Raw genomic sequence first — 11,835 nt, 5'->3', positions numbered from 1 at the left:
GACATCCCCGCTAGGAGTGCGCAGCGTCGTAGACATCCTTCTTGCGCACGCCCGTCTCGCCCGCGACCTGCTCGATCGCGTCCTTGCGGCTGAGCCCCTCGGCCTGCCGGGCGGTGACGAGCTCCCGCAGGTCGTCCGGCCCGTACGTCCGACGGTCCGGGGCGGCCCCACCGACGACGATCGTGACCTCGCCGCGGACGCCCTGCTCCTGGCCGGCGGCCCATGCGATGAGCTCCTCGAGACTGCCCCGGGCCACCTCCTCGTACGTCTTGGTGAGCTCGCGGCACACCGCGGCGGCCCGGTCGGCGCCGAGCACGTCTGCCATCGCGCGCAGCGACGCCTCGGTGCGGTGCGGCGACTCGAAGAACACCATCGTGCGGCGCTCGGCGACGAGCTCGGTCAACGCGCGCGTACGCTCGCCGGCCTTGCGCGGCAGGAAGCCCTCGAAGCAGAACCGGTCGACCGGCAGACCGGACACCGCGAGCGCGGTCAGCACCGCCGACGGTCCGGGGATTGCCGTGACGGTGACATCGGCGGCGATCGCGGCGACGACGAGCCGATAGCCGGGATCGGACACGCTCGGCATACCGGCGTCGGTCACCAGCACCACCGTCGAGCCCTCGGCCAGCAGCGCTGCCAGCTCGGGGGTGCGGCGCTCCTCGTTGCCCTCGAAGTAGGACACGATCCGGCCGCCGATCTCCACGCCGAGCTCGGACGCGAGGCGCTTGAGCCGGCGGGTGTCCTCGGCCGCCACGACGTCGGCCGTCGCCAGCGCCGCACCGAGACGGCCGCTCGCGTCGGCGGCCTGGCCGATGGGGGTCGCGGCGAGGATCAGCATGCCGCCAGCATGTCAGGTGAATCGAGACCTGGTCCCCTCACCTAGGCTTGCCCGGTGACGTTGCTGGCGAGGGTCTCCGATCGCGCATGGGGCTGGATCGGCCCGATCTCCGTCGCCGTCCTCGCGTTCGTGCTGCGGGTGTGGAACGTCGGCAAGCCGCGCATCCTGATGTTCGACGAGACCTACTACGCCAAGGACTCGTGGTCACTGCTCAAGCACGGGTACGTCCAGGACTTCACCGAGAACGCCAACAAGCAGATCCAGAGTGGTCACACGACGGGGCTGATGACCGGCGATCCCTCGTGGATCGTGCACCCCGACGGGGGCAAGTGGCTCATCGCTCTCGGTGAGCGCGTGTTCGGCCTCGACGCGTTCGGCTGGCGCATCGCGGCTGTCGTGATCGGGTCGCTGACCGTCCTGGTGCTGGCCCGGCTCGTTCGCCGCCTGACCGGCTCGACCGTCATGGGCTGCTTCGCGGGGCTGCTGCTGGCGTTCGACGGCCTGCACTTCGTGATGTCGCGGATGGCCCTGCTCGACGTGTTCCTCGCGTTCTGGGTGGTCTGCGGCGTCGCCTGCATCGTCGCCGACCGCGACTGGATCCGCGAGCGGCTCGACCACTACCGCATCATCCGGCCCTGGCAGCTGGCCGCCGGCGTGTGCTTCGGGATGGCGTGCGGCACGAAGTGGAACGGCGTCTACGTCCTCGCCGCGTTCGGCCTGCTGGCCGTGATCTGGGAGGTCCTGGCGCGCAAGCGCGGGATCGTCGATCCGGCGGCCGAGCGCAACAGCTGGGTCGTCACGACCCTGCGGGTCGGGGTGCCGGCCTTCGCGTCGATCGTCGTGGTCGCCGGCCTGGTCTACCTCGCGACGTGGACCGGCTTCCTGATCCACCATCACGCGTACGAGGCGAGGTTCGGTCACGGCTACGGCGACTACTCGGCGCCGTGGGGGGCATATGTCGACAAGCCGACCCCCGGCTTCCTCGGCGAGACGCGGGACGCGTTCCGGTCGCTGTGGCACTTCCACGTCATGACGTTCGACTTCTCGTGGTCGGGGCTCAACACCGCCGAGCACCACCCGTACGAGTCCAACCCCGCCGGCTGGCTCGTGCTCGAACGCCCGGTCGTCGTCGACTACAAGGGCGACTTCCCGCTCTCGGACTGCGGGGCGGGCGCTGGCGGGTCGTGCGTGCGCGAGGTGATGATCCTCGGCAACCCGATCATCTGGTGGTCCGGGGCGCTGGCGCTGCTCGCGTCGATCGCCGCGTGGTTCGTGACCCGCAACGGGCGATGGGGCGTGCCGGTCGTCGCGGTGCTGGTCAGCTGGCTGCCATGGTTCATGAGCACCGACCGGCCGATCTTCTCCTACTACGCCGTCGCGATCATCCCGTTCACGATCATCGCGATCACCCTCGTCGTGCACGAGCTCGTCCGGGCCGCCGAGACCCCGCGGCACCGGTATGTCGTGTGGTTCGTCGCCGGATTCTTCCTGGCCGCGGTCGTGGTGTCCTTCTGGTTCTTCCACCCGGTGCTGACCGGCAAGATCACGACGTACGACGCCTGGCACGAACGCATGTGGTTCGACCGCTGGATCTAGTGCGGATGCGCGCTCGTCGCCAGATGTTCGTACGATCAACTCATTGAAGGGTCGGCGCGAGACCCTTTCGCACTTCATACTGGATAGCCGACGACGATCTCTGGAGGGAGAGACCCGTGAGCACCACCATGCGCCGCATCCGGCGCACGCTGCTGGGTGGTGTCGTCGCGCTCGCCAGCGTCCCTCTCGTGGGTGCCGCGCCGTCCAGCGCCGCCGATTGCGTGGCTGGCACCTCGTGCGTGATCGTCACGTTCGTCACGACCGACGAGGGTGTGACCAAGACCGTTGCGGGGCCCTATTCGTACACGATCGACAACAATCCGGGCCTCAGGCCGGAGCCGGTCGAGTACATGATCCGCGACAAAAAGGGTGCGACGCCTCGATCGATCGTCGCCGGCGGCATCCCCAACACGTTGCCCATCCCCGCGCTCCTCACTGATGCTCAGGCCGAGGAGAGCAACGACCTCGAGGACGACGTCACGTTCTCGGAGGCTCCGAACGGGAAGATCCCCAGCGTGCTCGCCGGCGATCGGGTCGACGGCACCAAGCCCTATGCCGGAGGCCTCGTCCCGGCGGTCTATGCAACAGAGGACCACGGTGTCGCGTACGTCCGCCCGTTGCTCACCAACCCAAATGACATCAATTCCGGTGATGTCTTCAGGACAGATCCGGGCAAGCCGCTCAAGCTCACGTTCCACGTCAAGGGTGAACTCGTTCGTGTGAAAATCGACTCGAGCCCCAAGAAGATCGACACCAAGACCACCGCATCCTTCTCGTCCGAGATCACGCCCCCGACCGACGAGAAGTTCACCTACGCCTGGACGTTCAGCGACACGCCGGGCACGGACACCCGAGCGAACCCCACGCACGCGTACAAGAAAAAGCGCACGTACACCGTGAACCTGTCAGTGCGTGGGAAGGACGGGTCGTACGGTCGCGCATCGACGACGACCGTCAAGGTTGGCAAGCCGCCCAAGCCGCCGAAGACCACCACTGGTGGTGGCGGTGCGGGCACCGGCGGGACTGGCGGGACCGGGGGCACGGGCGGCGGCTACATCCCGCCCTACATCCCCAAGGACACCAGCACCCCGCCCAAGGTCGACACCCCGCCGACGATCGAGCCGCCGACCACGCCCGTCGACGACGGCCTGCAGGAGGTCGAGGGCTTCGTGCTCGCCGGCGCCGGGGCCGAAGAGGGCGACAGCATCCCCGGGACCCAAGCAGCGAGTCAGCCGACCAAGGCGAGTGAGCTGTCCACCAGCCGAAAGATCAGTGGCGCGGTGATCGGCGCCCTCGCCGTCCTGCTGCTGCTGGGACTCGGCGCCGAGATCGAGACACGATGGGCCAGCACCAGGCTGGCGCACCTGAGGAGACGTGCATGAGCGAGCGAACAGTCCAGGCAGCCACGACGGAGGCTCTGGCATGAGCGACGGCATCTACAACGTCATCTTCCACGTCGCGGAGGCGCTGGAGCTGCCGGTCGTGATCCTCGCGCTGCTGGCCCTGGCGGGTGTCCTCGTCGAGACCGGCATGTTCATCGTCGAGCTGGTCAAGCGCCGGCGTCGTACGTTCGCGGCACTGGCCCGGTCGGGCGCATCGGCCCGCGAGGCCGTCGACGCCGGACGTACGACCGAGGCCTCGGCCCTGCTGCAGACCGTGGCCTGGAGCTCCGCCGTGGGTGCCGCGTTCAGCGTCATCGTCAACGAGGTCGGCAAGCCCGGCGCCGACACCCGCATCGCCAAGGAGCTCGCCGACTTCGACTTCTCCCGCCAGGGCCGCCTCGCCCGCACGCGGCTGCTGGTCCGCATCGGCCCGGCCCTCGGCCTCATGGGCACGCTGATCCCGCTGACGCCGGCGCTCGACGGCCTGGCCCGCGGCGACGTCGACGCCCTGACCGACAACCTGCGGCTCGCGTTCTCGATCACGGTGCTCGGCATCCTCGTCGGCGCGATCGCCCTCGGACTGTCACTCGTACGCGAGCGGCTGTACGGCCAGGACTTCTCCGACCTGGAATACATCGCGGCGATCCTCACCGATGACGGCACCGGCGCGTCGGCCGTGACCCCGATCCCCAAGAGGCCCGTGCCGGTCCCCCGTGACCCGGCTCCGCTCACGCCCAGGGCCGACACCCCTCCGCTTTCGGAGACCACGTCATGATCCACGTGACGCCGCGGGCGCGCATCTCCCGCGATCGCGCCGGTGATCCGCTCGACGGCCTGGTCAACATGTTCGACATCGGCATCGTCCTGGCCGTCGCGTTCCTGCTCGCCGCACTGTCCTCGCTCGGGCTCGAGGGTGCGGTCAGCGACAAGGGGCTCATCAAGCCCGCCCTTGGAGAGGTCAAGACGACGCCCGGCGAAGAGGTCAAGGACGTCCCGCCCAACGGCACCAAGACCGTCGGCCGCGGCACTCCCGTCGGCACGGTCTACCGCCTCGCCGACGGCCGGCTGGTCTACGTCACGCAGGACGCCGCGGGCGGCGACACCCCGACGCCTGCCCCCTCGGGCACGACCCCGACCGTCCCGACACCCAGCACCCCGACGCCGAGCATCCCGACGACGCCCACGATCCCGACGCCCTCGCCGTAGTCAGCCGCCGGCACCCTTCAGCGCCAGGCCGGTGATCCAGGCGATGTCAGCGGCGGCCTCGCGCGCGGGCTTGGACGGCCGGGTGATCGCCGACAGCACCAGGCGTACGACGACCTCGACCGCGACGGTCAGCTCGGCGTCGGTCAGCGGCGTCGGCGGGTAGAGGTCGGCGATCGACTGCTTGACGACCATCACGGCCGCCTCGACGATCTCGCCGGACTCCGTCGTCAGGATCTGCAGAAAGTCCGCATCCTGCTCCTCGGGCAGCGAGGTCACGATCGTGCGGACCAGCAGGCTCTGCTCCCCCATCAGCAGCGCACCTTCGCAGGCTGCCCGTATGCCGTCGACGAGGGTCGTCTCCGCCGACATCCGCTCGCGCACGACGGCGAGGAATCGCGCCAGCTCCCGCATCGCCAGCTGCTCGGCAAGGCCGTGCTTGTTGCTGAACTCGTTGTAGACCGTCTGCCGACTCACGCCGGCCCGTTCGGCGATGCGCGCCATCGTGACGCTCGACCAGCCGGTGTCCTCGATCATCGACTGCGCCGCGTCGAGGAGGCGTTCGCGCACCGGAGCCACTGCTGCCTCGGTGGTCATGTGCCGCCCTCCAGCGCGTAGTCAAGCCGCTGACCTGCGGCGATCCACTTCTCGGCGGCGCGGATGTCCCGCGGCCGTCCGATGCCGACGGCGCCGCGCACGATCCCGCCGTCCAGCAGGTACGCGATGAAGTCCCGGTCGTCCAGCGAGCCGTGGACCACCAGTTCGTGGGCCGCCTCGGGCCATCCGGTGACCTGCAGGTTGTGGCCGTACTGGTCCGACCAGCACCACGGCACCTCGACGAACGGGTCCTCGCCACCGGCCATGACCTTGCCGACTGCCGTGCCATGGTTCTGCGAGCCCTGCCAGTGCTCGACCCGGTGCCGGCCGCCCAGCACGCCGTTGGGCTGGTTGGCGACATCACCGGCCGCGAAGACATCCGGTGCGGACGTGCGGCCGAGCTCGTCCACCACGATGCCGTTGGCGACCTCGATGCCTGCCGCTTCGGCGAGCTCGACGTTGGGCTGCATGCCGACCGCGACCACGACGACCGGCGCCGACCAGGTGCGGCCATCACTGGCGCGTACGACGGTGTGGCCGTCCTCATCGTTGATCGATGCGACCTCGACTCCGGTGTGCAGGTCGGTGCCCTCGCTCTTGTGCAGGTCGACGTAGAGCTCGCCCAGCTCGGGCGGCAGCAGGCGCGGGAGCGGCAGTGCAGCGGTCTCGAGCAGCGTCACGTCGCAGCCCATCTGGCGGGCACTCGCGGCGATCTCGGAGCCGATCAGGCCGGCCCCGACGACGATCAGGTGGTGCCCCGGGGCGAGCTCGGCCTGCAGGTCCGGCGCGTCCGCGAGGGTGCGCAACGTACGGATGCCGGCTGCCGACCACGGGTGGCGGGCACGGCCACCCGTGGCGAGCAGCAGCTGGTCGTACGCGACCTCCTCACCGTCGGTGAGCCGAACCAGGTGGGCGTCGGTGTCGACCGAGGCGACCGTGACCCCGGTGCGCAGGTTGACTGACTGCTGCTCGTACCACTCGGGCTTCTTGATGCGGATCTCGTCGGGGGTCTTCTCGCCGCGGACGATCTCCTTGGACACCGGCGGCCGGCGATAGGGCAGTTCGGGCTCAGCACCCAGCAGGTCGATCTCGCCCTCGTAGCCGGTGCGCCTCATCGCCGCGGCCGCGCTGACCCCGGCGATGCCGGCACCGACGATCACCGTGCGATGGGTCATTCAGACCAGCTCGAGCATCGTGAAGTCGGCCTTGGCGGCGCCGCAGTCGGGGCACGTCCAGTCGTCGGGGATGTCCTCCCACTTGGTGCCCGGCGGGATGTCCTCCTCGGGCCAGCCCTCGGCCTCGTCGTAGATGAACCCGCACTGCTGGCATTCCCACCGCTTCACTGGTCTGCTCCTTCAGTTGCTACGTCGTCGTTGGCTGCGTCCTGCCGCTCGGCGGACTTGCGCTGCACGTCGGCCCTGGTCTCCGCGGCGATGATGTTGCCGTCCTGGTCGTTGCGCTCGAACTCCTCGATCGGCAGGAAGTCGACCTGCTCACGCACGCCGCAGTCGGGGCACGTCCAGTCGGCGTCGATCTCGGCGAACGGCGTGCCGGCCGGCCAGCCCTCCCTCGGGTTGCCCTGCTCCTCGTCATACACGTACTCGCAGTTGGGGCAGATCCACTTGCTCATGCCGCAATCTCCTCGTCCTTGCTCGTGCCCACGCCGTACCTCCGCACGTACGCCTCAGCCGTGCGCGGATGCAGATTGGCGCGGCCGATGTCGCCGTCGTAGTGACCCAGGACCCGCTGGTCCATGACCTTGCGCCAGACCTGCGGGACCCACGTCAGGACGATCATGCCCGCATAGCCCGTGGGCAGGACCGGGGCCTCCTTGAAGTCACGCAGCGCCTGGTAGCGGCGGGTCGGGTTGGCGTGGTGGTCGCTGTGCCGCTGCAGGTGGTAGAGCAGCACGTTGGTGCCGATGTTGTTGGAGTTCCAGCTGTGGCTGGGGTTGACCCGCTCATACCGGCCGGAGTCGAGCTTGGCGCGCTTCATGCCGTAGTGCTCGAGGTAGTTGACCGACTCGAGCAGCCAGATGCCGGCCGCCGCCTGGATCACGAGGTACGGCAGGATCTCCCAACCGAACGCGATCGTGAGGGCGCCCCACAGGACCACCGAGAACGCCCAGGCGTTGAACAGGTCGTTCTTGATCGTCCAGTGCGACTTCTTCTGACGGGCGAAGCGCTTCTTCTCCAGTCCCCAGGCGCTCGTGAGGCTGCCGAGGATCGTGCGCGGCATGAACTCCCACACCGTCTCGCCGAGCCTGCCACTCGCGGGATCCTCGGGAGTGGCAACACGTACGTGGTGGCCGCGGTTGTGCTCGATGAAGAAGTGGCCGTAGAACGTCTGGGCGAGGGCGACGCGGGCGAACCAGCGCTCGTGCTCCTCCTTCTTGTGGCCGAGCTCGTGCGCGGTGTTGATGCCGATGCCGGCGACCATGCCGAGACCGAGCGCGAGGCCGATCTTCTGCACGACGGTCAGCGGGTCGTCGATGCCCGGGAGCGTGCCGCCGCCGAGCAGGTAAGCACCCCAGATCAGCCCGGCGATCTGCACGGGGATGAACGCGTAGGTCACCCAGCGGTAGTAGCGGTCCTCCTCGAGCGCCTCGATCAGGTCGTCAGGCGGATTGTTGGGGTCGAGCCCGGCAAGCAGGTCGAACAGCGGGATCAGGACGAACACGAAGAACGGTCCGAAGAACCACACGATCGTCGCGCCGGTCCACGCGTAGAGCCCCCACATCATCAGCGGGATCAACGGGATGATCGCGCCCATGATCCACAGGTAGCGCTTCTTGTCGCGCCACTGGATGACCTGGCCGTCGACAGTTGCCTGGATCGTCATGCTGCATTCCTCCTCGTACGCCTTGGGAGAGGCGCTTTACAAGAAGGTAGCAAATGTAAAGTACAAGGGCAATGGGTTGGCCCCCGATTCGCCTCGCCGGACGTCAGGACGGCGGTACGTTGCACGGATGGCAGCGCGAGCAGCGGTCGAGCGCGTCGCGGCCGGAGTCCGCCGGCACCCGTGGTTCGTCGCGTGGCTCTCGTTCCTCCCGGTGCTGTTCATCCGTGCCGGGACGATGGCCGAGTCCGACACGTTCTGGCAGGTACGCACGGGCATCCTCACGCTGTCGCACTGGTCGCTGCCGACGACCGACCCGTACTCGTGGACAGCGCTGGGCAGACCTTGGCGGCTCAACTCCTGGGGGTTCAACGTCGTCGTCGGGGCCCTCGACCACATCGGCGGGTTGGCCGCCGTCGCGCTTGGCAGCGAGGCGATCGTCGCCGCGGCCCTGTGGGTCGTGCTGCTCCTCGCCAAACGCCGCGACGCCCACCCGTTCGTGGCAGCAGTGTCCGTGCACGTCGCGATCCTGTTGCTCTTCACGTTCCTGAGCGCACGGCCGCAGGTCGTGGACTATCTCGCTGTGCTCCTCATCGTGCTGCTCCTCGACGACCTCATCGGCAGTCGCGGCCGGCCCTGGCGACTGGTCGCCGCAATCGGCATCGTGTCGGTGCTGTGGGTCAACCTCCACGCGACGACGATCATGGGCGTAGGCCTGATCGGCGCGGTCGCCGCCGGGACATACGTCCTCCCGTCGACACGGAGCCGCACGCCCTGGTGCCTCGCGGCGCTGCTGGCGGCGCTCGCCGGCATGCTCGCCAATCCGTACGGCGTCGACGTGGTCCGGCAGTCGTTCGAGGTCGCGGACGCGTCGACGGAGTCGATCGTGGAGTGGCAGCGACTCGACCTCGGCGATCCCGGCCAGCTGTTGCCCCTGCTCGTCGGCGTCCTCGGCCTGGTCATCGCCGTGCGTCGCCGCGACGTCCTGTTCATCGCGATCCTGGCCGCGACCTCGGTCAGCGCGCTCTACGCGTTGCGGATGCTGCCCTTCGCGACGCTCGCGGCCCTGCCGCTGGTGGCCTCCGCCGCGTCGACTGCTGTGATCAAGGACTACATCCACAGCCGGCGCGTGATGCTGACCCAAGGCGTCCTTCCATTGATGGCGCTCTTGCTGGTGCTCGCTGCACCCGTGACTACTCACCTGGGCCGACCCGACCCCGACACGTACTCCGCCGGCCTGGTGGCCCAGCTGCCCCAGGGGTGCCACCTGTTCAACTCCTATCCCACCGGCGGCTTCGTGATCCTCGCGCGGCCCGACGTCAGGGTCTCGATCGACTCGCGCAACGACATGTACGGCGAGCGGCTGGTGAACAGCGCCGATCGCGCCATCAAGCGGCCACGAGCAGCAGACCTGGCCGGCGCCGGTTGCGCGCTGGTTCCCTCCGGATCAGGTGCGGCCCGCTGGCTCAGCAGACGGGACGACTGGCGCCGCGTCGACTCCGACGCGATCGCGGTGCTGTACGTCAGACGCTGAGGTGCGCGGACTCCGTCAGAGGTCGCCGTTGGTCAAGGTGTTGGCCAGGTTGATGAATGCCGGTGCGAGCACCACGATCATCAGCACCGGGAAGATGCAGGTGATCAGGGGGAACAGAATCTTCACCGGCACCTTCTGCGCCGTCGCCTCGGCTCTCGTCTTGCGACGCATGCGCATCTCCTCAGACTGGTTGCGGACGATCGACGAGATCGAGACGCCGTACTGCTCACCCTGGGTCACCGCCTTGACGAAGCTGCTCAGGTCCTCGACGTCTGTGCGGTCCGCCAGCGCCTGATATGCCTCGCGGCGGCTCATGCCAAGCCGCATGTCCTGGACGGTACGCACGATCTCATCGGCGAGCGGTCCCTTGCGCCGCTCCCCGATGCGGGCGAACGCCGCCTCGAAGCTCAGCCCCGCCTCGACCGAGATCGTCACCTGGTCGAGGATGTCCGGCAGGTCGTGCTGGATCTGGAGCTGCCGGTCCTGCGCCCGCCTGCTGATGATGGCGTCGGGCGCGAAGAAGCAGGCCAGCGTTGCCGCGATGCCGACGAGCCAGGCCAGAGTGCCTCCCCCGCCGGACAGGGCCGCTAGCAGGATCAACAGGCCCACGCAGCCCAGGACGGGCTTGAGCACCAGGATCCGGCGCAGCGTCCAGCCCGGTGGCCGCCCGGCCAGCATGATGTTGCGCTCGATCTTGCGGACCGCCGTGGCAGAGGCGAGCAGCTTCGTCAGACCGGAACGCTTGTTCTCGACCACCAGGTCGGGGCTGTCGCTCTCACGTTCGCGCTGCCGCGACGGCGTGGTCACGGCGAGGCGGGCGACCACGACCTTGTCCGAAGCACCCACGACGCCGAAGGCGACCGCCAGTGCGGCGCAGGCCGCGAAGAGGATCAGGGCTCCGAGGATCAGCATCAGAACTTCACATCCACGATCTTGCGCATCCACAGGCCACCGACGACATACAGCACGACCGAGACACCCAGCAGCACGAACCCGAAGCTCGTGCCCACCAAGGGCGCCATGTAGTCAGGGTTGACGATCGAGTAGAAGCCCGCCACACCGACCGGCAGGATCATCAGGACGACGGCCGAGAACTTGCCCTCCGACGCGAGCGAGCTGACCTGCTCGCGGAACTGGTTGCGGGTACGCATCGTGGCACCGACCCGGTCCAGGACCTCGTTCAGGTTGCCACCGGTGTCCCGGTGGATGGCCACGGCCTCGCCAACCCACCGGAAGTCCTCGCTCTGCATGCGGTCCGCCGTCTGCTCCAGCGCCACGACGAGGTCTCGCCCGAGGCGGTTCTCGTTGATGACGCGGGCGAACTCCTCGGCGGTTGGCGAGTCGGCGTCCCGCGCTACGGCGTCGAGTGCCTGGGGGAAGCTGAACCCCGCTCTCAGCGCCGAGGCGATCATCTGCACCGTGCTGTCGAGCTGCTTGGTGAACTGCGCACGACGACGATCGGTCAACAGCTGGACGTAGACCTTGGCACCCACCGGAATCAGGACGGCGGCCAGAAACCCCACCGCCACCTGGCCGGTCAGCAAGGACAGCACCGAGAACACCGTGACGCACCCTGCGGCTACGGTGACCACGAGATTGCCCGGCGTGATCCGAAGTCCGGCGAGCTCGAGCTCCTTGGCGCCGAACGGAGTCCAGGAGCTCCGCCGCAGAGCCTCGTCTACCCGCTCGACGAGACGCTCCGACGACAGGGAGAACGCGGCCCGCTGCTCGACCGGACCGTACTGGCGACGCTCCGGCGCCACCCGCGGCGTGGGCGCGGCCAGCAGGAGATAGGCCACGGCGCTGACTGCCAGTGCCACGCAGATGATTCCGGCGATGATCAGCAC

Annotated in this window: 13 protein-coding genes; 5 read left to right on the top strand and 8 right to left on the bottom strand. The window is 68.6% G+C overall.

The window, feature by feature from the left end:
- Positions 1-10 precede the first annotated feature (10 nt).
- Positions 11-838, bottom strand: a complete 828-nt coding sequence (gene rsmI / locus BOSE46_RS09460; protein WP_159540004.1) for a 16S rRNA (cytidine(1402)-2'-O)-methyltransferase — start codon at positions 836-838, stop codon at positions 11-13.
- 54 nt (positions 839-892) lie between these two features.
- Between rsmI and BOSE46_RS09455 the strand changes: the two genes are divergently transcribed.
- The 4 genes from BOSE46_RS09455 (at position 893) to BOSE46_RS09440 (ending at position 5,022) form a co-directional block, all read left to right on the top strand.
- Entirely contained in the window at positions 893-2,434 is a 1,542-nt protein-coding gene (locus BOSE46_RS09455) for a dolichyl-phosphate-mannose--protein mannosyltransferase (protein WP_159540003.1), read from the top strand.
- Positions 2,435-2,550: 116 nt separating this feature from the next.
- Positions 2,551-3,816: a PKD domain-containing protein gene (locus BOSE46_RS09450; RefSeq protein WP_159540002.1), complete on the top strand. Its 1,266-nt coding sequence runs from the start codon at positions 2,551-2,553 to the stop codon at positions 3,814-3,816.
- A gap of 40 nt (positions 3,817-3,856) precedes the next feature.
- Positions 3,857-4,591 (top strand): MotA/TolQ/ExbB proton channel family protein, encoded by a 735-nt coding sequence (locus tag BOSE46_RS09445; protein WP_159540001.1) that lies wholly within the window; start codon positions 3,857-3,859, stop codon positions 4,589-4,591.
- Positions 4,588-5,022 carry a DUF2149 domain-containing protein gene (locus BOSE46_RS09440; RefSeq protein WP_159540000.1) on the top strand — a complete coding sequence of 145 codons (435 nt, stop codon included), beginning with the start codon at positions 4,588-4,590 and terminating at the stop codon, positions 5,020-5,022. Before BOSE46_RS09445 ends, BOSE46_RS09440 begins: the two co-directional genes overlap by 4 nt.
- Here BOSE46_RS09440 and BOSE46_RS09435 read toward each other — a convergent pair whose 3' ends face one another.
- From BOSE46_RS09435 to BOSE46_RS09415, 5 genes are read right to left on the bottom strand one after another with little or no spacing between them, the layout of a single operon-like run.
- Entirely contained in the window at positions 5,023-5,616 is a 594-nt protein-coding gene (locus tag BOSE46_RS09435; protein ID WP_159539999.1) for a TetR family transcriptional regulator, read from the bottom strand.
- The gene (locus tag BOSE46_RS09430) at positions 5,613-6,791 is read right to left on the bottom strand and encodes an NAD(P)/FAD-dependent oxidoreductase (protein ID WP_159539998.1); all 1,179 of its coding nucleotides are present in this window, start codon (positions 6,789-6,791) and stop codon (positions 5,613-5,615) included. Before BOSE46_RS09430 ends, BOSE46_RS09435 begins: the two co-directional genes overlap by 4 nt.
- Complete coding sequence (locus tag BOSE46_RS09425) at positions 6,792-6,959, bottom strand: rubredoxin (RefSeq protein ID WP_056212108.1); 168 nt, start codon at positions 6,957-6,959, stop codon at positions 6,792-6,794.
- Positions 6,956-7,246: a rubredoxin gene (locus tag BOSE46_RS21610; protein WP_159539997.1), complete on the bottom strand. Its 291-nt coding sequence runs from the start codon at positions 7,244-7,246 to the stop codon at positions 6,956-6,958. The genes BOSE46_RS09425 and BOSE46_RS21610 overlap by 4 nt, the downstream gene beginning before the upstream one ends.
- Complete coding sequence (locus BOSE46_RS09415; protein WP_159539996.1) at positions 7,243-8,457, bottom strand: alkane 1-monooxygenase; 1,215 nt, start codon at positions 8,455-8,457, stop codon at positions 7,243-7,245. Before BOSE46_RS09415 ends, BOSE46_RS21610 begins: the two co-directional genes overlap by 4 nt.
- A gap of 127 nt (positions 8,458-8,584) precedes the next feature.
- Between BOSE46_RS09415 and BOSE46_RS09410 the strand changes: the two genes are divergently transcribed.
- Positions 8,585-9,988: a hypothetical protein gene (locus BOSE46_RS09410; RefSeq protein WP_159539995.1), complete on the top strand. Its 1,404-nt coding sequence runs from the start codon at positions 8,585-8,587 to the stop codon at positions 9,986-9,988.
- 15 nt (positions 9,989-10,003) lie between these two features.
- Here the strand turns inward: BOSE46_RS09410 and BOSE46_RS09405 are convergent, their stop codons facing one another.
- Positions 10,004-10,900 carry a type II secretion system F family protein gene (locus BOSE46_RS09405; protein WP_159539994.1) on the bottom strand — a complete coding sequence of 299 codons (897 nt, stop codon included), beginning with the start codon at positions 10,898-10,900 and terminating at the stop codon, positions 10,004-10,006.
- Positions 10,900-11,835: a type II secretion system F family protein gene (locus tag BOSE46_RS09400; protein WP_159539993.1), complete on the bottom strand. Its 936-nt coding sequence runs from the start codon at positions 11,833-11,835 to the stop codon at positions 10,900-10,902. The genes BOSE46_RS09405 and BOSE46_RS09400 overlap by 1 nt, the downstream gene beginning before the upstream one ends.

It is taken from the genome of Aeromicrobium sp. 9AM (assembly GCF_902506105.1).
GTDB lineage: Bacteria > Actinomycetota > Actinomycetes > Propionibacteriales > Nocardioidaceae > Aeromicrobium.
The sequence above is the reverse complement of the archived record's forward strand: the minus strand, read 5'-3'. Positions and strand labels throughout refer to the sequence as shown.